General features: G+C 71.5%; 22 protein-coding genes. 10 read left to right on the top strand and 12 right to left on the bottom strand.

What is annotated here, in order from left to right:
- Positions 1-30 precede the first annotated feature (30 nt).
- On the top strand, positions 31-489 hold the full coding sequence (locus tag DFJ67_RS04640; RefSeq protein WP_116066742.1) for a VOC family protein: 459 nt from the start codon (positions 31-33) through the stop codon (positions 487-489).
- On the opposite strand, the gene DFJ67_RS04645 is transcribed toward DFJ67_RS04640, so the two are convergent.
- The 4 genes from DFJ67_RS04645 to DFJ67_RS04660 all read right to left on the bottom strand — a co-directional run bounded on the left by DFJ67_RS04645 (position 486) and on the right by DFJ67_RS04660 (position 4370).
- Positions 486-1865, bottom strand: a complete 1380-nt coding sequence (locus DFJ67_RS04645) for a hypothetical protein (RefSeq protein WP_116066743.1) — start codon at positions 1863-1865, stop codon at positions 486-488. The two genes, DFJ67_RS04640 and DFJ67_RS04645, sit on opposite strands and share 4 nt — an antisense overlap.
- A gap of 40 nt (positions 1866-1905) precedes the next feature.
- Complete coding sequence (locus DFJ67_RS04650; protein ID WP_116066744.1) at positions 1906-2775, bottom strand: hypothetical protein; 870 nt, start codon at positions 2773-2775, stop codon at positions 1906-1908.
- Positions 2762-3517, bottom strand: a complete 756-nt coding sequence (locus tag DFJ67_RS04655; RefSeq protein ID WP_116066745.1) for a class I SAM-dependent methyltransferase — start codon at positions 3515-3517, stop codon at positions 2762-2764. Before DFJ67_RS04655 ends, DFJ67_RS04650 begins: the two co-directional genes overlap by 14 nt.
- A 103-nt stretch (positions 3518-3620) precedes the next feature.
- On the bottom strand, positions 3621-4370 hold the full coding sequence (locus DFJ67_RS04660; RefSeq protein WP_116066746.1) for a matrixin family metalloprotease: 750 nt from the start codon (positions 4368-4370) through the stop codon (positions 3621-3623).
- Positions 4371-4472: 102 nt separating this feature from the next.
- Between DFJ67_RS04660 and DFJ67_RS04665 the strand changes: the two genes are divergently transcribed.
- Positions 4473-7166, top strand: a complete 2694-nt coding sequence (locus DFJ67_RS04665; RefSeq protein WP_275407659.1) for an AfsR/SARP family transcriptional regulator — start codon at positions 4473-4475, stop codon at positions 7164-7166.
- Here DFJ67_RS04665 and DFJ67_RS04670 read toward each other — a convergent pair.
- The gene (locus DFJ67_RS04670) at positions 7163-8203 is read right to left on the bottom strand and encodes an ABC-2 membrane transporter-related protein (protein WP_116066748.1); all 1041 of its coding nucleotides are present in this window, start codon (positions 8201-8203) and stop codon (positions 7163-7165) included. The two genes, DFJ67_RS04665 and DFJ67_RS04670, sit on opposite strands and share 4 nt — an antisense overlap.
- A complete protein-coding gene (locus DFJ67_RS04675; protein ID WP_116075610.1) occupies positions 8200-8901 on the bottom strand; it encodes an ABC transporter ATP-binding protein in 702 nt (233 codons plus the stop codon). Before DFJ67_RS04675 ends, DFJ67_RS04670 begins: the two co-directional genes overlap by 4 nt.
- 88 nt (positions 8902-8989) lie before the next feature.
- Between DFJ67_RS04675 and DFJ67_RS04680 the strand changes: the two genes are divergently transcribed.
- Both DFJ67_RS04680 and DFJ67_RS04685 read left to right on the top strand, forming a co-directional pair.
- A complete protein-coding gene (locus tag DFJ67_RS04680) occupies positions 8990-9649 on the top strand; it encodes a response regulator transcription factor (protein ID WP_116066749.1) in 660 nt (219 codons plus the stop codon).
- Entirely contained in the window at positions 9636-10688 is a 1053-nt protein-coding gene (locus DFJ67_RS04685) for a sensor histidine kinase (protein WP_116066750.1), read from the top strand. Before DFJ67_RS04680 ends, DFJ67_RS04685 begins: the two co-directional genes overlap by 14 nt.
- On the opposite strand, the gene DFJ67_RS04690 is transcribed toward DFJ67_RS04685, so the two are convergent.
- Positions 10660-11013, bottom strand: a complete 354-nt coding sequence (locus DFJ67_RS04690; protein WP_116066751.1) for a hypothetical protein — start codon at positions 11011-11013, stop codon at positions 10660-10662. The two genes, DFJ67_RS04685 and DFJ67_RS04690, sit on opposite strands and share 29 nt — an antisense overlap.
- Positions 11014-11107: 94 nt before the next feature.
- Here DFJ67_RS04690 and DFJ67_RS04695 point away from each other — a divergent pair, with 94 nt between their 5' ends.
- The 3 genes from DFJ67_RS04695 to DFJ67_RS04705 are packed head-to-tail and all read left to right on the top strand — an operon-like array spanning position 11108 to position 13295.
- Positions 11108-11806, top strand: coding sequence for a hypothetical protein (locus DFJ67_RS04695; protein WP_116066752.1), 699 nt, complete (start codon positions 11108-11110; stop codon positions 11804-11806).
- Positions 11803-12153 carry a transcriptional regulator gene (locus DFJ67_RS04700; protein ID WP_116066753.1) on the top strand — a complete coding sequence of 117 codons (351 nt, stop codon included), beginning with the start codon at positions 11803-11805 and terminating at the stop codon, positions 12151-12153. The genes DFJ67_RS04695 and DFJ67_RS04700 overlap by 4 nt, the downstream gene beginning before the upstream one ends.
- Positions 12150-13295, top strand: coding sequence for an alpha/beta hydrolase family protein (locus tag DFJ67_RS04705; RefSeq protein ID WP_116066754.1), 1146 nt, complete (start codon positions 12150-12152; stop codon positions 13293-13295). The genes DFJ67_RS04700 and DFJ67_RS04705 overlap by 4 nt, the downstream gene beginning before the upstream one ends.
- On the opposite strand, the gene dhaK is transcribed toward DFJ67_RS04705, so the two are convergent.
- From dhaK to DFJ67_RS04730, 5 genes are all read right to left on the bottom strand, one after another.
- Positions 13292-14287, bottom strand: coding sequence for a dihydroxyacetone kinase subunit DhaK (dhaK, locus tag DFJ67_RS04710; RefSeq protein WP_116066755.1), 996 nt, complete (start codon positions 14285-14287; stop codon positions 13292-13294). The genes DFJ67_RS04705 and dhaK overlap by 4 nt on opposite strands.
- A gap of 12 nt (positions 14288-14299) precedes the next feature.
- A complete protein-coding gene (gene dhaL / locus DFJ67_RS04715) occupies positions 14300-14941 on the bottom strand; it encodes a dihydroxyacetone kinase subunit DhaL (protein ID WP_116066756.1) in 642 nt (213 codons plus the stop codon).
- On the bottom strand, positions 14938-15720 hold the full coding sequence (locus DFJ67_RS04720; RefSeq protein ID WP_116066757.1) for an HAD-IA family hydrolase: 783 nt from the start codon (positions 15718-15720) through the stop codon (positions 14938-14940). Before DFJ67_RS04720 ends, dhaL begins: the two co-directional genes overlap by 4 nt.
- Positions 15717-16577: a class II fructose-bisphosphate aldolase gene (locus tag DFJ67_RS04725; protein ID WP_116066758.1), complete on the bottom strand. Its 861-nt coding sequence runs from the start codon at positions 16575-16577 to the stop codon at positions 15717-15719. Before DFJ67_RS04725 ends, DFJ67_RS04720 begins: the two co-directional genes overlap by 4 nt.
- Positions 16578-16648: 71 nt before the next feature.
- Positions 16649-18397 (bottom strand): GAF domain-containing protein, encoded by a 1749-nt coding sequence (locus tag DFJ67_RS04730; protein WP_116066759.1) that lies wholly within the window; start codon positions 18395-18397, stop codon positions 16649-16651.
- 187 nt (positions 18398-18584) lie between these two features.
- Between DFJ67_RS04730 and DFJ67_RS04735 the strand changes: the two genes are divergently transcribed.
- The 3 genes from DFJ67_RS04735 to DFJ67_RS04745 all read left to right on the top strand — a co-directional run bounded on the left by DFJ67_RS04735 (position 18585) and on the right by DFJ67_RS04745 (position 20088).
- The gene (locus DFJ67_RS04735; protein ID WP_116066760.1) at positions 18585-19058 is read left to right on the top strand and encodes a carboxymuconolactone decarboxylase family protein; all 474 of its coding nucleotides are present in this window, start codon (positions 18585-18587) and stop codon (positions 19056-19058) included.
- Between the two features lie 65 nt (positions 19059-19123).
- Positions 19124-19654 carry a maleylpyruvate isomerase family mycothiol-dependent enzyme gene (locus DFJ67_RS04740; RefSeq protein WP_116066761.1) on the top strand — a complete coding sequence of 177 codons (531 nt, stop codon included), beginning with the start codon at positions 19124-19126 and terminating at the stop codon, positions 19652-19654.
- Complete coding sequence (locus DFJ67_RS04745) at positions 19651-20088, top strand: MarR family winged helix-turn-helix transcriptional regulator (RefSeq protein WP_116066762.1); 438 nt, start codon at positions 19651-19653, stop codon at positions 20086-20088. The genes DFJ67_RS04740 and DFJ67_RS04745 overlap by 4 nt, the downstream gene beginning before the upstream one ends.
- Positions 20089-20146: the final 58 nt, after the last annotated feature.

Here is a 20146-nt window from a genome sequence, read left to right on the forward strand (position 1 = left end):
CGCCCGGCCGAAACCGGAAACCCGGCTCTCATGACAGAGCCCGATTTCCCGGCACCCACCGAAGGCATTCTGGCCACGCTGTTCATCACGGTGCGCAAGGTGGCGCGGTCACGCGACTTCTACTCGCGCGTGCTGGGCGGCACCGTCGTGGTCGACGAGAACCCGTGCATCGTCAAGCTCGCCAACTCATGGATTCTGATGAATCCCGGCGGTCCGCCGACCCCCGACAAGCCTGAGATCACGGTGGTCGACTACGAGCCCGGCGACACGACATCGATCTTCCTCAACCTGCGGGTCGCCGACATCCACGCCTGTTACGAAGACTGGAAGGCGAAGGGAGCCGAGTTCCTGACGCCGCCGATGGACCGCGGTGCCGAGATCCGCTGCTACCTGCGTGACCCGGACGGCTACCTCATCGAGGTCGGCCAGGCGACCGGGCTGCTGCACGGCCAACATGCCGCGAAGCGCCCCGAAGACCTACCTGGCTAGACCCGGCTCAGGGATCGGGTCAGCGCGGCGGCAACGGCCGTGAACAAGATCCAACCCATGGCGGTCAGGATGTACGCCAGCCACTGCGCCGACCCGCCGATCCCGAACGCCTTCTCCTGTCCGAAGTCGACGATCGGGATCAGCAGATCGAGGGTGTAGACCGGCGCGTTGAACGCCACCCGGCTGGCCGCGGCCGCGGGCGGCGGCCAGAGGCTGAACGCGGTGGTGCCGAGCGCGACCAGCATCAGCAGCCACAACCCGGCCCGGCCCGGGCGGTAGCCGTAGCCGACCAGCCCGTCCTGGAGCAGGCCCCAAGCCGCACCGGCCGGGGCTGACTGCCGTCGGCGGCGGCGTTGCTTGGCCAACAGCACGCTGCGCGCGTCGGCCTCGTTCCCGATCTGGCGGTAGGTCGTGGCGAGCTGTTCGTAGGGCTGCGGGCGGTAGCCATCCGGGTCCCGATCGAGCCAGGGCAGCCGTTCGCGGGCGGTGCGGGCCGGTTCCAGCGCGGTATACCGGGCACCATCGAGCCGCAGCACCGCCGGCCAGTGGTCCGGATCGTCGTGCAGCACCTCGAGCCGGGCGTGCCGCAGGTCGACCGTGCCCTCGACGCGGGCGGGCGACAGGGATAGCTGCCCGGCCCGCAGGCCCCACCCGTCGAGGGCGACGCCGCCGGAGTTGATCAGCACCGCGTCGGTCAGGTTGAGGTCGCCGGTGACCTCGGCCCGGCGGAGGCGGAGTTCCCCCTCGACCCGCAACCCCTGGTGGGCATACACCCCGCCGCCGACGCGCATGCCGGTCAGCTCGAGGTTTCCGGCGGCCGCCGTGCCCTGTAGGTAGAGGTGCCGGCCGACCTGGATCCCCTCGCCGAACACGGCCGCTACGCGATCCCCGAAGACTTCCTCCGCGCGCCCGTCGGCGGCCAGCCGGGCCCAGTCGAAGTCGAGGTCGCCGGTGACCCGCAGGCCATAGACGACGATGGCGCCGGTGAGGGTGCACTTCACGAAGCTCAGGTTGCCCTGGACCGTCGCACCGAAAGCGTCGAGGCCCGGCAGGGTGCTGCCCTCGAAGGTGACACCGCGAAGCTGGGCGAAGGACAGCTCCGGCGCCATGTCGAAATGGCAGTCCATGAACTCGATCGCATGGTCGACCTCGACCTGGTAGAGGTCGAGGACGCCGACCACGTCGGCGCCGTGCAGGCGCAGCGCGGCTTGCTCGCCGGGCTCGGCCGGGAGCGCGCCGAGGAGCAACAACCGGATGACCCCGGCGCGTACGGTGCGCGGCTCCTCCGCGCGAAGCGTCACCTCCGCGCCGCGCGGGAAGGCGTCCCACAGGCACTGCTCCGCCGCGGACAAGGCGCCGAGCTCGACCGGAACCATGCCCGGAACTCTGCCGCGCAGGGCCGGCCCGGGGCAAGAGCTAGCGGGGCGCGGTCACGCCGCGAAGCACCCGCGGCAACAGTCCACCGGGCGCGGCCCAGACTTGACGGTCGACATAGGACCATGCGTAGATCGGGTTGCCGTCGCGCACGAGGCCGCACAACTCCGGGGAGTCGAGTTCGCGGGCGGACCACTCGTACAACCGCTGAAGTTTGGGTTGGATCACGCCGTAGTCGAGCAGTCGCCCCAACGGGTTCTCCCGCGCGAGGTCGGCCGGCAGCTCGCCGACCGGCGGGTAGCGGTCAGGGAGAACGCGGCGCAGCGACAGGAACAGGCCCGCCGTGCCCAGCCGCGGGTCGCCCAACAGCCGGCCCAGCGGGGCAAACCGGCCCAGCGCGAGCCGCGGCGCGGCGACCAGGGCGTGCGTGTAGAGCACCCGGAGCAGCACCACGTTGAGGAAGAACCGCTCGTAGCTGGGCTCGCGCTCGGCAAGCTCCGAGTGGTCGAGATAGCCGGCGACGATGCTGGCGTTGTGTGCGCGATACCAGTTGCCGGCGGTCGGGTCGTCGATGAACGCCGTCCACAGGTCGACGGCCGGTGCGGAGACCGCGCCGCCCATTCCGCCCAAGCGGGCCATCGCCTCGCAGCCGTCGCGCAGCAGCCGGTCGTTGACGGCCCGCCACCAGGGGCTGCCCGGTGACGCCGCGGCCGGCGGGTTGAGCACGCCCCGGTCGGCCTGCCAGCGCATGAACGACACGGCGGCCCGCCGGAACGGCAGGTGCTTGGGTGCCCGGCCGAACGGCCCGTGGTAGGTGCGCGCCAGCAGCGCGACGCGCTGGCGTGGGTCGTCGCGCACCGCCGCGACCTGAGCGGCGGCCCAACTCGCGGCGTCCTCGTCAGTCGCCGACACCGAGCACCAGCAGATCGGTGTCCATAGTGGCCGGTCTCGCGGTGACTTCGGCCTCGACGGCCCGGTCCAGCGCGGCGAAGCCCTGCTCGATCTCCTCCTCCGTCAGGTGCTCGAAGATGGAGATGGCCCGCAGCCGCAAGCGATCCGCGTAGGCGGCGAGGCTGGGCGCCACCGGCACCGTCACCCGCTCGACGCCGAGGACCCTCATCCCGAACAGTTCCGTCACCTCGGCCAGGGTGGGGAACACCTGCTGCTCGACCCGCTTCGCGGCCGGGAAGTAGCGATGCCAGAGCAGGTCGGGTAGCTGGTCGGAGAACATGCCGCAGAGCAGGATCCGGCCACCAGGGCGCAGCACCCGGCGGAGCTCCGCCGCCGCGGCCTGGCGGTCGACGACGTGGTGCAGCACGAGGAACATCAGCACGAGATCGCAGGACCGGTCGGGCAGCGGGATCGCCTCCGCGCCGCCTTCCAGGTAGCGCACGTTCGGGTGCGCCGCGGTCTCGACGGCCACCTGCCGCATCCGCTGTGACGGCTCGACGCCGCACACCGGGCCGCCGAAGATCTCCGCCAGCATCGGCGTGAATCGGCCCGTGCCCGATCCGAGGTCCAACACCGCCTGTGGCCGAAGCGCGCCCGCCCACTGCGCGAACACGCTCGCCCAGAGTTGCGCCGCGTCGTCGGACAGGGCGCGCCCGGCCGGATAGACCGCGTATTGCCGCTCGTCGTAGTCGATCCGCTTCACCGGTCGATCGTAACGAGTCGATCGCTTGCGCAGAGCAGGTTTTGTCTGGTCGGCCCGCTGACGGGAACGGGCCCGGCCGCAAGCGGCCGGGCCCTACCGAGGGTCAGTAGTAGAGCTCGAGGAGCGACTCGTCGTCCGCGTTCGGGTACTTCGACCGGCCGGAGACGCGCTGCCAGTAGAGGCAGCTTCCGGTCGAGTCGTTGTGGTCGAGGCCGAGCACGTGGCCGAGTTCGTGGCAGGCGGTGCTCCACTTCTCGGTCTCGGTGCCGCTGTAGTAGTCGTTGAGCTGCACCGCCGCCGAGGCGTAGTAGGTGTGCGCGGCGTTGTAGGTGCGGGTGGTCTGGCCCAGCCAGCCGGCGCCGTAGTTGCCGCTGCGCACGGTGACGCAGTGTGCCGGCGTGCCGTCACAACCCGAGCTCGACGGGCGGTAGATCGAGTCGATCCCGGAGACCTGGTTCCACCTGGTCACCGCCCGGCCGACCGGCCAGCTCGCACCCGAGTAGTCGACGAAGTCGATGACCGGACGCACCGCGCCGGCGTAGGCCCAGCGGACGAAGCACGTCGTGTCGCTCGCCCAGGCGTTGGCGGTGCCGTAGCCGCAGGGTGCGACCGCGGCCGCGGCGGCTTCCTTCTCGACCTTCGCGACGACGCCGCGGCCCTTGAGGAGCGCGGCCAACTGCGTGGGCGTCACGCCCGGAGCCGGGGTGTAGATGGTCTCCGTCACACTTCCGTCCGGGTTCGTCACCCGGGTGACCACCGTCTGGTCGGCGGATCCACTGGCCATCGCCTGGCCCGGCGCGAGGCCGATGACCAGCATCAACGCGGCCGACGCCAGGGTCGCCAGAGTGGCCATCCGCTTCCTGCCAACTCGCACAGGTACTCCCATTTTTCGAAGGGCTTGGATGGCTACAGTGGCGGCTGGCGCTGGTGCAAACCTGTACGAAAGCTGGACGTCGTGTTTGTTCGCTCGCTCGGCCCGCTTGAACTGGTCGTTTGTGGAGACGCGGTTCCGATAGGCACGCCGCGGACCCGAAGCGTGCTGGCGATGTTGCTGGCCCGCCGGGGTGGCCTGGTCACCGTTGACCAGCTCATCGACGAACTCTGGCCCGACGGCCCGCCGGCCGATCCGCGCATGTTGGTGCACGGCCAGGTGTCCCGGTTGCGCCGGGTGCTCGGCCAGGACCGCGACCGGTTGGTCACTCGCAAACCGGGCTATATGTTGCACGTCGGCGAACAGGAATGGGACGTCCTCCTCTTCGAGCAGTCCATTGCCGACGCCCGCGCGGCGCGGGCCGCCGGCCAGCCGGAGCGCGGCAGCAAGCTGTTCGGCGAGGCCCAGCGGGTGTGGACCGGTGAGCCGTTCGCCGATGTGCCACCCACCCCGACCATCGCCGCCACCGCGACCGACCTGCACGAACTGCGGTTGGCCGGGCTGGCCGAGTGGTTCGAGCTGCGGCTCGAAGCCGGCGGCGACCCGGAGCTGGTGGCCGAGCTCACGCACCACGTCGCGGAGCATCCGTTGCGCGAGCAACTGGTCGCCCAGTTGATGCTGGCGTTGCACCGGTCCGGGCGGCAGGCCGACGCGCTGGCCACCTATCGGTCCACAAGGGAACGGTTGGTCCGCGAGCTCGGTGCGGAGCCGGGCGCCGAGTTGCAGCACCTGCACAAGGAGCTGTTGCGCACCGCGGAACCCCTGCCCCAGAAGGCATCGCAGTTGCCCTTGGGTGTGCGCGGGTTCGTCGGGCGCCGGGCCGAGCTCGCCTCCCTCGACGCGGCCACGGCCCTGGCCACCATCACCGGCACGGCGGGAGTCGGCAAATCGGCGCTGGCCGTGCACTGGGCGCATCGGGCGCAGGACCGGTTCCCCGACGGTCAGCTCTTCGTCAACCTGCGCGGCTTCGATCCTCGGCGGTCGGCGCTCGACCCCGGCGAGGTGCTGTTCGGCTTCCTGCAAGCGCTGGGCGTCTCAACCGAAAGAATCCCATCGAGTACGGAGAGCCGCGCGGCCCTCTATCGCAGCGCGCTGGCCGGCAAACGGGTGCTGGTGGTGCTCGACAACGCGCGCGACATCGAACAGGTGCGGCCGTTGCTGCCCGGCTCGACGGGGAGCCTGGCCCTGGTCACCAGCCGCGACCAGCTGACCGGCCTCGTCGCGGTCGAGGGTGCCCACCCGGTCAGCCTCGACGTGCTGACCGACGCCGAAGCCGCCGATCTGCTCAGCGCGCGGCTGGGCCAGCAGGTGCGCGGCGGCGAGGCCTTCGACCGGATCGTCCGGCGCTGCGCCGGGTTGCCGCTGGCGCTGGCCGTCGTGGCGGCGAGTTCGGCCGTGCAGCCCGGCCTCTCGCTCGCGGCCATCGCGTCGGACCTCGAAACCGGTGCGCTCGACGCCTTCGGCGGCGGTGACCCGCAGGCCGACCTGCGATCGGTGTTCTCCTGGTCCTACCGGGTGCTGACCGCCGACGCCGCCCGGCTGTTCCGGTTGCTGGGGCTGCATCCCGGCCCCGACATCTCGATCGCGGCGGCGGCGAGTTTGTGCGGTGCACCCTCCCCCGTGGCAAGAAGGTTGTTGTCGGAGTTGAACCGGGCGCACCTGGTCGTGCAGCACCACCAGGGCCGGTTCTCGTCGCACGACCTGCTGCGGGCCTATGCCGGCGAGCTGGCCGAGACCCTCGACCCGACGCACCGGGAAGCGGCGCTGGCCCGGCTCCTCGACCACTACCTGCACACCGCACACGGCGCCGCCCGCCGGCTCGACCCGCACCGCGAGCCGATCACCCTGGACGCCGCCGCACCCGGAGCGGTCCCGGTCGCGCTGTCGAGCTACGGCGAGGCGATGGCCTGGTTCGAGGCCGAACACACGCTGCTGGTCGGCCTCGTCGACCGGGCCGGCGACGACCGCCGCATCTGGAAGCTCGCCTGGACGCTCAACACCTACCTGCGGTGGCGCGGCTACGGACAGGACTGGATCCGCAGCCAGCGAGCCGGGTTGGCCGCCGCGGTGCGCGTCGACGACCTCGTCGGGCAGGCCAACTCCGCCTTCGGCCTGGCCATGGCCGAGTTCCGGCACGGCGGCCGGGCGGCCGCCGACACCGCGCTGTCCCTGGCCGACGAGCATTTCCGCTCGCTGGGCGACCACTACGGAATGGCGAGCGTGTGCCACCAGCGCTGCCTGATCAGCGAGTCCGACGGCGACCACGGCGCGGCGTTCGAGCACGCCTTCGCCGGGCTCGGCCACTACCGGCTCGCCGGGCACGCGGCGGGACAGGGCCGCGCACTCGGCGCGATGGGCTGGTTCCAGGCCAAGCAGGGAAACCTGCGGCAGGGCCTCGACTACAACCAGGCGGCGCTGGCGCTGTCCCAGGCCGCGAAGGATCTGCTGGGCGAGGCCAACACCTGGGACAGCATCGGCCACATCCAGCGGGAGCTGGGCGAGTTCGACGAGGCCGAGACGGCTTATCGACGGTCGATCGCGATCTACCGCGGGCTGGGCGAGCGCTTCAACGTCGTGTCCACCATCATCGGCCTCGGCGACACCCAGGCCGCCCGCGGCGCCACCGGCCGGGCGAAGGACACGTGGCGCGAAGCCCGCACCATCGCCACCGACCTCGACCACCCGGCCCTCGAACTGGTCAAGGCCCGGCTCGCCTAGCGCCGGCGAAGTCGGTGGTGGGCATACCCGCAGAGCAGCGCCGTGAGCACCAGGAACAGCGCCAGTTCCCACCACTGGAACGTCCAGTATCGGTCGCCGGGCTGGTAGGTGATGACCTCGTGGTGGTGGGCGCCGATCCGCGCGACGCAGTCGTGCATCTGCTGGCGGACGGCCTCCGGCACCGGGCCGGCCGGACCGCCGCCGTGCCCTTGGCCGAGCGTGGGGCAGGTCGCGTGCAGCGTCTGGTCGTTGAGCGGCGTTCCGGCGGCATCGACCACGTCGACAGACTGGATCCAGGCGTTCGGGATGTCGGGCGGCTCGGGTCGCAGCGTGCTCGGTCCGACGCCGAGCAGGATGTTGCCGGCCGCGCCGTACCCCGTCGTGTTCGGGTCGAGCGGCATCGACTCCACCCGCGGCGCGGCCACGAGCGGCCGGAACCACTCGGTCACCGCGATCCGGACCGCGAGCAGGACTCCCAGGGTCAGTGCCATGGCCGGCAGCGTCCGGCGGATGGTCAGGCCCGCCGCCACCCCGAACGCGAAAGCGAAGAGGGCATAGCCGACGGGCACGATGTCGCGCTGGTCGAAGGTGCCGTAGACGGCCGCGGCCGCCTGGTCGAGCGGTGCGGCCCACCACGTGACGAGCGCGCTGAGCAGTGCGGTCGCCACGACCGTCGCGGCGCCGACGACCGCCAGCTTGACGGCCAGCCAGCGGGTCGGGCTGAGCCGCTGCACCCAGACCAGCCGATGGGTGCCGGCCTCGAACTCGCGGGCGACCAGCGGCGCGCCCCAGAACGCGCCAATCAGCGCGGGTGCCAGGAGCACGGCAAACCCGACGGCGGTACGCGCGGGGAACTGGTCGAGTGCGAAGGCGGTGAGCGCTGGGCAGTGCGGGTCCGCGCCGCACGCGCGCCGGGCGGCCGCGGCGGCGGCGGCGAAGTGCGGCCGGGTCAGCAGGACGGCCGCGGCGACCAGCACGAGACCGGCCGCGGCGGTCCAGGCCGACGTGCGCAACTGGCGGAGCGCGAGCCGGATCATGCGATCTCCTCCGCGCGGCCGAGTTCGTCGAGGACCACGCGCTCCAACCCGGCCGGGTCGGTGATCGGTTCCGCGAGGCGGATCCGGCCCGAGGCGACGACCACCAGGTGCGTGCAGGTGTACGCCACGTCGGCGACCAGGTGCGTGGACAGCAGCGCCGCGGTGCCGGTGGCGGTGGTGGCCGCGACCGTCTCGTCGAGGAACGCGCGGCGCGCCAGCGGATCGAGGCTGGCCGCGGGCTCGTCGAGGACCAGCAGATCGGGGCGTTTCGACAGGGCGATGGTGAGCGCCAACTGGGCCCGCTGGCCGCCCGAGAGCCGGCCGGCCCGCTGGCCGGGCGGCAGGCCGAGCCGGTCCACCCGCTGCCGCGCCGCGGCCGCGTCCCAGCGGCGCGGGTTGAGGCCCGCTCCCAGCCGCAGGTGGTCGGCGACGGTGAGGCCGGCGTAGGTCGGTGCGTCCTGCGCGACGAACCCGACCCGGCCGGAGCGCATCGCCGCGTCCGGGGTGCCGCCGAGCACCCGGACCGCACCCGCCGTCGGCGGCAGCAGGCCCACGATCAGGTGCAGCAGGGTGGTCTTGCCGGCGCCGTTCGGGCCGACCAGGCCGACGATCGCGCCGTCGGGCACGGCCAGGGTGCAGTCGCGCAACGCCCACCGGCGCCGGTATCGCTTCGCGAGCGCTTCGGTCTCCAGGATCATGCCGCCGATTTCTACGCCGGCGGCGGTGACAGCCCGGTCACAAACGGCCGTCACCGCACTGTGACCAGGGCGCTGGCATGCTGGGCCGATGCGGGTGCTGGTGGTCGAGGATCACGCGCTGCTCGCCCTGACGATCGGGGCCGGGCTGCGCCGGGAGGGAATCGCCGTCGACGTCGTCACCGACGGGGGCGCGGCGCTGGAACGGCTGGACCTGACGCCCTACGACGTGCTGGTGCTCGATCGCGACCTGCCGACCGTCTCCGGCGACGACGTGTGCCGGGGCGTCGGCGAGCGCGGCCTGCCCACCCGGGTCCTGATGCTCACCGCCGCGGGGTCGCTCGCCGACCGGGTCGACGGTCTCGATCTCGGCGCCGACGACTACCTGACGAAGCCGTTCGACTTTCCCGAGCTCGTCGCGCGGGTGCGGGCACTGGCCCGCCGGTCCGGCCCGCCGGTGCCACCGGTGCTGCGCTACGCCGACGTCGAACTCGACCCGGCCCGCCGGACCGTCACCCGCGCCGGGCGGCCGGTGGCGCTGAGCCCGAAGGAGTTCGCGGTGCTGGCGCACCTGCTGGCCCGGCCCGGCGTCGTGGTGTCCGCCGAGGAACTGCTCGACCATGTCTGGGACGAGGCCGCCAACCCGTTCACCACCACGGTCAAGACGACGCTCGGCCGGCTCCGGGCGAAGCTGGGCGAGCCGCCGATCATCACGACCGTACGCGAGGGCGGCTACCGTGCCGGCGGCTGAGCGGCCGCGGCTGCGTACCCGACTCGCCCTGGTCTATGCCGCCGCGGCGGTCGTCCTGGGCGCGGTCCCGGTGGCCGTCGTCGGCCTCGGCGCGTGGACCGCGCGGTCCACCCAGGCGGTCGGCGACCCGGCCGGCCCGGGCACCGCGAGCAACACCGGGTCCGTGCTGCTGGCGGTCGTCGCGGGGCTGATCGTGGTGGCGCTCGTGGCCGCTCCGATCGGGTGGGCGCTCGCCGGACGGGCGTTGCGACCGCTGCGGGAACTCACCGCCGCGGCCGAGGGCGCCACCGCCGACCGGTTGCCCGCACACGGCGAACTCGGCCGCTACGAGGAGTTCGCCGACCTGTCCGCCACGCTGGCGGGGCTCTACACCCGGCTCGACGTGGTCTATGCCGCACAGCGCCGCTTCGTCGCCGACGCCTCGCACGAACTGCGTACCCCGTTGACCGTCCAGCGGACGCTGATCCAGGTCACGCTCGCCGACCCGGACGCCGACGCGAGGGTGTTGCGGGCCGGCTATGCGGAACTGCTGCGCATCGGGGAGCAGCAGGAGCGGCTGGTGGCCGCGCTGCTGGCGTTGGCGCAGGGCCAGCAGGGCCCGGTGGCGACCGAACCGGTCGACCTGGCCGCGCTGGCCGGCGAAGCGGTGGCCACGCGCCCGGGCTGCACCACCGATCTCCGCCCGGCCCTGGTGGCCGGCGCCGACCAGACGCTGCTCGCCAGCCTGATCGGCAACCTGCTCGACAACGCGGTCCGCTTCAACCACGAGGGCGGGCGGGTCGAGGTTTTCACCGCGACTCGCGGGACGCGGGCCGTGCTGACGATCAGCAACACCGGGCCGGTGGTGCCGGAAGACGCGGTCGACCGGATCCTGCGACCGTTCCAGCGCCTCACCACTCCCCGGACGCAGAGCGGGGGCAGCGGGCTGGGGTTGGCGATCGTGCGCGCCATCGCCGAGAGCCACGGTGCCGACCTGCGGGTGGTGCCGAACCCGGGCGGCGGCCTCACCGTCACGGTCGCGTTTCCCACCGTGCCCTGATCGCGACGCTGCCCAGCCAGCCGACGACCACCTCGTTGACCCGGTCCCACACGTTCTGCGCGCCCAGCGAGGTGTGCGACACGGCGCCGGCGAGAGGAGCGAGCCGGTCGAACAGCTCCGCGGCGTCCTTCAGCGCCTCATCCCGCGTATGGACCACCCGCTTGGTGTGCGCGGTGATGTCGACGAACTCCGAGTCGACACGGACCTCCCAACTCCACTTCGGACTGTCGACCTGATGACCGACACCGTCGAGGTCCTGGTGATCGGCGTGGCTGAAGGCACCGTCGCGCAGGACCGCGGCGAGTTGATCCGAGAGCAACGTCATCGGCCAACGATGGGCCAGCGGCGCTCTCGATCACAATGCCATTGTCGCAAACTTGGTGCTGGCGGAAATTGGTTTGTTATGGAAACCTGTTGGCATGACCACTGATTCGGTAAGCGCCGGCGGCGATCCACACCGGCTGCTGTCGGACGTTCGCGCCCTGGCTCACCGGGTGCGCCTTGACCAGCGGGTGACCTGGGTCGCGCTGCTGATCTTGGCCGCGGTGTCCTACGTGGCGATCCCGATCCACTGGCTCGCCCTGCGCGCCGACTGCTGGCAGGCGGTCGCCGACGGCGCCCCGGCGTGCCGCCTACAGGGCCTCGACCGGGGCTACTACTGGCTGCCAGCGCTGCTGCTGGCCTACACAGCGATCGCGGTGTACGCGGTGCGCGTCACCCGGGCCCGCGGGCTGGGCGCCCGCGTGCTGCCGTACGTCCTGACCGGGGTCGCCCTGGCCCTCCTGTCCGCCTCCGCCTGGCTGACCGCGTTCCTCTACTGGAGCAACCACGAACCGCCGACCGAGCCGCTGCCGGCCTGGGTGATGGTGTTCGACCGGCTGATCGCACCGGCCGGCACGATCGGGGTCGCGCTGCTGGTCCTGTCCTGGCTGGAGCGACACGTCGCGCTGCTGGTGTTCGCCCTCGCCTACCTGACGGTGGTGCTGGTGCCGCTCACCTTCGGCTGGGGCGCCCACTGGGGCGGCGAGACCGACTACATGCCGCAGATGGCCATCAACAGCACGGTGCTGCTGCTCGGTGCGGTCGGGTTCCATCTCGCTCGCCGGTGGCAACGGTGACCGCCGAGACCCCCGACCCGCACGCGCCGCCGGCCCACCCGGTCAACGGCCTCGACGACGTGGTGCACCAGCGGGTCCGGCTGGGCATCCTCACCATCGCGCACGAGGCCCGGCGGGTCGAGTTCGGCTACCTGCGCAGCCAGTTGCAGCTCACCGCCGGCAACCTCTCCCAGCACCTCGGGGTGCTGGAGAACGCCGAGCTGATCGAGGTGGAGAAGGGCTACGAGGGCAAGCGCGGCCGCACCTGGGTCACGCTGACCGCCGCCGGCAACAGTGCCCTGGCCGAAGAGATCGGGCGGTTGAAGCTGCTCATCGCCCGGGTCGAGACCACTCAGGAGGACCGATGACCCGCACAGTCAGCCGCCGGCGGCTGCTCGCCGGCGCCCTCGCCGCCGGGATCGCCGTGCCGTTCGGCGCCGGCCGAGCGTGGGCGGCCCAGAGCGGCCGGCTCGCGCTGCCGCGGCCCACCGGGCCGCACCGGATCGGCATCGTCGACCTGCACCTCGTCGACCGGTCCCGGTCGGACCCGGTTGCCGGTCCTGGGCACCACCGCGAACTCATGGCCAGCGTCTGGTATCCCGCCATCACGCGCGCCGGTTCGCCGGCGCCGTGGATGCCCGTGGCGCCCTATCGCGCGCTGCTCGAGTCGGCCGGCTTCGACCCCGATGCCGCCGCCGCACCGCTGACGGCGGCACATGCCGGCGCACCGGCACTGGCGGGGCGGCGGCCGGTGATCCTCTTCTCGCACGGCGCCGGGGGTCACCGGTCCGAGGCCACCATCGTGGTGCAGGAACTCGCGAGCCAGGGCTATGTCGTGGTGACGGTGGACCACACCTACGACGCGTTCACCGAGTTTCCCGGCGGCCTGCTCTCCGTCGACCGCGACGACGTGTCCTTCACACCGTGGGACTCCACCGCCGACATGCTGTTCGTCCTCGACCGCATCGAAGACCTGGCCGCCGGCCGCAATCCCGACGCCGAGCGGCGGCGGTTGCCGGCCGGTCTGGGCGACGCGCTGGACCTGCGGCGGATCGGCATGTTCGGCTGGTCGAAGGGCGCGACGGCCACCGCGCTGGTGATGAACGAGGACCGGCGCGTCCGGGCCGGGCTCAGCTTCGACGGCCCGATGGAGTCACAACCCCGGCCCGCCGCGATCGACCGGCCGTTCATGCTGATGACCGCGGAGTTCAGCCGGGCGGATGCGGAGGCCGTCGCGGAGTTCTGGGCCCTCCTGGGCGGCTGGCGGCTCAACGTGCAGGCCGCCGGCGCCGTCCATTCGTCCTATGTCGACCATCAGTGGCTGATCCCGCAACTCGGCCTGACCGGTGACGAGCTCGAGAGCTACATCGGCACCCTCGACCCGGGCCGCGCGGTGCGGATCCAGCAGGCCTACCCGCTCGCGTTCTTCGACCTGCACCTCCGCGGCCGCCGGGGCCGGCTCCTCACCGGCCCGACCCCGGCGTTCCCGGAGGTTCGCTACGTGACCTAGAAGGTCCGGATGGCGGTCTCGGCCGGCGCGGCCAGGCCCTTGACGATCTCGTCGTCGAGCTTGACGAGGGTCAGGGACGCGCCGGCCATGTCGAGCGAGGTGCAGTATTCGCCGACGTAGTTGCGCTGCACGTGCATGCCGCGGGCCTCGAGCTGCTCGTGCGCGTGGCCGTAGAGCAGGTAGAGCTCGCTGATCGGGGTGCCGCCCAGCCCGTTGATCATCAGGGCGACGTTGTCACCCTTCTCGTAGGGCAGGTCGGGCACGACCGCGTCGAGCAACTCGTCGACGATCTCGTTGGCGTTGTGCAGCTTCTCGCGGCGCCGACCCGGCTCGCCGTGGATGCCGACGCCCATCTCCATCTCGTCGTCGCCGAGATCGAACAGCGGCGAGCCCTTCGCGGGCGGCGTGCACGACGTGAGCGCCATGCCCATCGTGCGGGTGACGGAATTGACCTTGTTGCCCAGTCGCACCAGCTCGTCGATGTCGGCGCCCTGCTCGGCGGCCGCGCCGACGACCTTCATGACGAAGAAGTTGCCCGCCACACCACGACGACCCACGGTGTACGTGGAATCGGAAACCGCGACATCGTCGTCGACCAGGACCGTCTCGATCCGTACGCCTTCGGCCTCGGCCATCTCCTTGCCCATGTCGAAGGCCATCCGGTCACCGGTGTAGTTGTTGATCAGGTGCAGCACGCCCTTCGGCGAGGCGAGCATCTTGCTCGACTCCAGCACGTAGTCCATCGGCGGCGCAGAGAACACGTCGCCGGGACAGGCGGCGTCGAGCATGCCCTTGCCGACGCTCATCACGTGGGCGGGTTCGTGGCCGGAGCCGGAGCCCTGGATGATCGAGACCTTGTTGTCGTTGGGTGCGTCGGTCCGCATGATCAGGTTGTAGTCGGGCACGTAGCGAAGGGTGTCCGGGTTGGCCAACGCGATGCCGGTGAGCATCTCGGCGACATACTGGTTCGGGTCGTTGACGAACTTCTTCATAGCGGTTCCCTTTCAGGATGCGGCGGGCCACTTGTCGGCCAGGGCTTCAAGGTTCACTGCGACGGCGACGGCTCCCGGGTCGACGCTGCCGATGCTCCGCTCGCCGGTGTAGGCGGCGCGGCCGCGGCGGGCCTCGAGCTTGGCGGTCTCGTCGGCGCTGGCGCGGGCCACGGTCGCGGCGGCCCGGACGGTGGTCGGCCCGTCGCTGCCGAGGCCGACCTGGCGCTCGATCTCGTCGGTGGCCGGGACCAGCGCGTCGAGCAGGGTCTTGTCGCCGAGGCTGGCGTTGCCGCGGGCCTGGATGCCCTCGATCGCGGCGCGCAGCATGGCGACGACCGTCGCACCGTCCAGTTCGGACTTTCCGGTGGCCGCGGTCGCGGCACGCAGGAACGCGGTGCCCCACAACGGTCCGGAGGTGCCACCGATCCGGCTGGTGATGACGACCGCGACCTTGCGCAGGAAGGTGGCGGCGTCGGTGCGGTCGAAGCTGTCCCAGTCGCGGATGACGAGTTCGAAACCGCGGGCGAGCGAATAGCCGAAGTCGCCGTCGCCGACGACCGCGTCGAGGTCGCCGAAATACTTCTCGTTCGCGATGGCGGTCTCCGCGATCGTCCGCACCACGAACTCGACCGCGGGCACTGGTTTGTCGGTCATCGCCTGTCCCTTTCGCCGAAGACGGCCGCGAGGTCGGCCAGCGTGACAAAGCTGCCGGGTGTCGCCGGGCTGTCGTTGGCGAGCACCGTGATCGGGTCGGCGCCGGGCTCGCCGAGCGAGTCGACGACGAACGCGGCGCCGGTGAAGTCCTCGTCGGCGGTGTAGCCGTTGACCGTGACGACACAGGCGATTTCGGCCGCGCGGGCCGCGACCAGGCCGTTGTGCGAGTCCTCGACGACGACCGCCTCGCCCGGCGCGATGTCGAGCCGGTCGAGGGCGAGCAGGTAGATGTCGGGCGCCGGCTTCTTCTTCGGCACGATGTCGCCGGCCAGCACGGTGAAGTCGCGCGCCCGGTCGGCACCGACGGCGTGTTCCAGGACCGCCCGCACCGACGGTTCGGCCGAGGTCGAGGCGACGGCGAGCAGCCAGCCGGCGGCGTACGCCTCCTCGGTGATCCTGGCAATTCCGGGTCGGGCCGGCAGCTTGCCTGCGGCGACCATCGAGGTGTAGATCTCGGTCTTCCGGCGGTGCCAGGCGGCCAGCGCTTCGGCCTGTCCCTCGGGGTCGGTCGGCAGTCCCGCGGCGGCGACGAAGTCGGGCGTCAGCAGGCTCCGCATACGCTCCTTGCCGCCACCGATCGCGAGCTTGCGGCCGTATTCCTCCTCGGTCCACCGCACCGGCAGGCCGAACTCCTCGAACGTCTGGTTGAACGCCGGCAGGTGCCCGTGGCGTTCGGTGTCGGCCAGGACGCCGTCGCAGTCGAAGATGAGCGCGGTCACCAGGCCCGCCCCGCGCTGCCGAAGCGGTCGATGTAGCCGGCCGCCATCGCGGTGACGTCCGCCGCGACATGCTTGAACAGCGAAGGGGGGTCCCACGTCCCGCGCTCTTCGGTCTCGCGCAGGAACGCCAGGTTCGACTGCATAAAGGTGACCTTGAGCGCGGTCGACACGTTGACCTTCGCGCAGCCCCGCGCGATCAGGTCGGTGAACTGCTCGTCGCTCATGCCGGTGCCGCCGTGCAGCGCGATCGGGATGCCGGTCGCCGCGACGATGTCGCTGACCCGCTGGCCGTCGAGATGCGGCGTGGCCGAATAGACGCCGTGCGCGTTGCCGATCGACGGTGCGAACACGTCGACACCAGAGGTCTCCACGAAGTTGACCGAGACCTCCAGCGACTCGCGCTTGGACGCCTCGTCGCTGCCGACGTCGTCCTCGACACCCTTGATCGCTTCGATCTCGCCCTCGACGTGCGCGCCGTGCTTGCGGGCCTCGGCGACGACCTCGATGGTCTGGCGGAGGTTCTCCTCGACCGGCATCGTCGAGGCGTCGAACAGCACCGAGTTCCAGCCCTTGTCGAGGCACTCGGTGATCACCGCGCGTTCCGGGCAATGGTCGAGGTGGAGGCTCACCGGCACCTCGATGCCGGCCGTCATCGACCGCCACATCGCCATCAGCACGTCCGACCCGATCGACTTCACCGTCTTCACCGAGGTCTGCACGATGATCGGTGAGCGCCGTTCGACCGCGCCGGCCAGCACGCTCTCCAGCGTCAGGTCGTTGACGATGTTGATCGCGGCGACGCCGTACCGGTCCTGCTTGGCGTGGTCGACGATCTCCTTGAGCGACACGACACCCATAGGTCGAACGCTAGGAGGGCCGCTACGCGCGCGGCATCAGGGAAAACACCCGCACGGCATGGGTGACGTCCCTACCGCGCGGGCCGGCTGCGGGCGATCAATTCGGCCCGGCCCCGGGATCCGGTCTTCCGGAGCACGGCGCCCACGTGTTTCTCTACGGTCTTCACCGCGATCGACAGCCGGGCGGCGATCATCTTGTCGGACAGCCCCTGGCTGACCAGCGCGTGCACCTCGAGTTCGCGGGCGGTCAGGCCGGCCGGGTTGGCATCGCTGGTGAGCCGCCCCGCCCACACCCCACTATCCGGCACCAGCGACTCGCCCCGCGAGGCGGCCACCACCGCCCGGGCCAGCGTCGGCCCGTCAGCGGTGGTCTCGACGCACCCGTGCGTGCCGGCGAGCAACGCCTCGGCGACCGCCTGGTGATCGCCGGCGACGCACATCGCCACGACGGCGGTGCCGCCCTCCGCGCCGGTCGCGATGATCCGGGTGATCAGGTCGGCCTGGTCGGCCAGGTCCGGACCCACCACGACGACCGCCGGCCGGACGGAGGCGGTCGCGGTGAGCGCGTCGGCTCCGCTCTCGGACTCGCCGACCACGGCCAGCGGTGTCTCGCCCGACCAGGCCAGCAGGCGGGATATGCCGGCGCGCATCAGCGGGTTGGCCGCTACCACCAGCACGTCGATGCGCTCCAGATCGGCGCCGGCCGCGCGCTGGTAGGGGAACCAGGCCCGCACGCTCGTGCCCCAGCCCGGAACCGACTCGACGGTGGCCGAGCCGCCGACGCTGCTGGTCAACTCGACCATCCGGCGCAGCCCGACACCTTCGCGCTGGTCGTCGGGGTCGAGGTCAAAACCTTGACCGTCATCTTGTACGAGCAAGGCCAGCGCCGCCGAGTTGTAGACCAGCCCCAGCCGGATCGTCGACGCGCCGGAGTGCCGGACGATGTTGGATACCGCCTCCTGCGCCACGCTCAGCACGTGTTCGGCCAGCGCCCGACCCAGCGGCACCGGCGCGCCGGCGACCACCAGGCGCACGTTGGCGCCCCGGGCCCGCTGCGCCCACCCGAGTTCGGCGCGCAACGCGTCTTCGAGCGACCGGTCCTCCAGTGGCGAGTGACCGACGGCGCCCAACGACTGGCGGACAGCGGCCATCGTGCTCTCCGCCTCCGCCCGGGCCCGCCGCAGATATCCGGTGACCGTGGCCGGCGCGAACCGCTCGGCCTGGTCGAGTTCGGCGACCAGATCGACCAGGCCCTTGTCGAGCAGCCCCTGCACCTCGACGAGGAGGCGCTCGCGTTCGGCACCGGCGGCCTGGAGCCGGGCCCGCTCCTCGGCGGCCTCGTGCGAGTTGGCGTTGACCAGCGCCACGGCCGCGTGCCGAGCGAACATCCGCAGCAGGTCGGCATCGTCGGCGGTGAAGACCCGCTCGTCGTCGCGGCTGAACACGACACACGCGCCGATGATCCGGCCGCGCCATTCGATCGGCACCCCGATGACGGCGCGCAGGGTCACCCGGTCGGCGTCGCTGAGGTGGCCACCCACCACGTCGTCGTAGCGGTCGAACCAGACCGGCCCCCGCCGCCGCACCACCTCGCCGGTCATCCCGTCGGCCAGCGGAAACTCCCGGCCGGACTGGCATTTGACGCCGATCTCGGCTTCCTTGCGATAGGTGCCGGCCGCCTCGTCGACGCTCGAGATGGATCCCGCGTCGCAGCCGAGCAATTCGGTGCCACACCTCAGGATGCGCTCCAGCAACGGCCGCAACAGCAACTCGCCCGCCAGGTCTTCGGCCAGCCCGTCGACGCTGGTCGGCCCGGCCATCACGCCTCTCCAGTAACGATCGGCACTCTGGTCATGGCTTACCTCCAGCGGATTCGGGCCCGCACTTCGATCGTCTTCCCGGACCACGGCCGGGTCAACCGAAACAGCGCAGCCCGCCCCTGTCCCCTGCGGTCCCGCTCATCCGTCGAGTGGGTGTCACCATCGCCAACGGCACAGGAGTGGAACCATGGATCCTCGTCTCAACCTCTTCGAGAACCCGGTCGCGGGCAAGTTCCTGAAATACGTCATCTCGGCCGGCAAGGCGATCGAGAGCTCGACGCTGTCGGCCACGACGCGGGAACTGGTGCTGCTGCGCGCGAGCCAGATCAACGGTTGCAGCGTCTGCGTCGACATGCACACGAAGGACGCCGCCGAGCATGGTGAGACCGCGGTGCGCCTGCACCTGGTCGCCGCCTGGCGGGAGGCCACCGTCTTCACCGAGGCCGAGCGCGCCGCGCTGGAGTTGGCGGAGCAGGGCACCCGCACCGCCGACGGCAACGGTGGCGTGCCGGACGAGGTGTGGGCCAACGCGGCCAAGCACTACGACGAGGACGAACTCGCCGCCCTGGTGGGCACGATCGCCGTGATCAACGCCTTCAACCGGATCAACATCATGACCCAGCAGCCGGCGGGCGACTACGTGCCCGGCATGTTCGGCTGACCTTCTTGCTGGACCCCGGGTTTGGCTCCGGGTTCTTGTCGGACCCGGGGCCTAGCCTTTGTTGTATGCCTGCTGACGTCGCCACGCTGTCCACCGTTCTCGACAAGACGACGACGCTCATCACCGGGGTCGCGCCGGAGCAACGGGGGCTGCCGACGCCCTGCCCCGACCTTGACGTGGCGGCGCTCACCGACCATCTGGTCGGCTGGCTGCGGATGTTCGCCGACCGGGCGGCGGGCGTCGAGCACCAGGCCGACCCCAACCAATACCGGTCGGGCGCCGATCCGGCCGCCGAGTTCGCCGCCGCGGGCCGGCGGGCGCTCGCCGCGCTGGGTGCCGAGGCCGGCCCGCTGCTCGGGGTGATGCTGATCGAATACATCGGCCACGGTTGGGACCTGGCGGTCGCAACGGGCCAGCCGGTCCCCTTCACCGACGCCGAGGCGCAGGTGGCCCTCGACGCGGCCCGCGGCATGTTGCAGCCCGGCTACCGAGGCCCGGGAAAGACGTTCGGCTACGAGGTCGAGGTCAGCGCCGACGCGCCCACGGTGGCGAAGCTGGTCGCTTTCATCGGCCGCGACCCGGTGGCGGCGCGATGATGACACCGCTCAGCCCCGACGAAGAGGCCGTCGTCCGGGCGCTCAACCGGGTGATCTACGTGCTGCCCCGGGCCATCGACGCCGACATGGTCCGCGAGCAGGGCATGCCGATCTCCGAATACCTGTGCCTGATGCACCTCTCCGAGGCCCCCGACCGGCAACTGCGGATGAGCGAGCTGGCGGCCGCCTGCGAGATGTCACTCAGCGGCGTGAGCCGCATCGTGCACAAACTCGAGCGGGCGGGCTTCGTGCGGCGCGTCCAATATGAGCAAGACGGTCGATGGTGGCACGCCGTCCTCACCGACGCCGGCCTCGCCCGCCTGGAGGAAGCCTGGCCGAGCAACCTGGGCGCCGTGCGCCGGCATTTCCTCGACCACCTGGCCGGCATCGACCTCAAGACCCTGGCCGCGGCCCTTCAGCGCGTCGCCACCTGAGCCTCATCTGTCCACAAAGCCGATCGACAGTCATCGTCGCCGTTGCTAGTTTTCCCGG

It is taken from the genome of Asanoa ferruginea (assembly GCF_003387075.1).
Lineage (GTDB): Bacteria > Actinomycetota > Actinomycetes > Mycobacteriales > Micromonosporaceae > Asanoa > Asanoa ferruginea.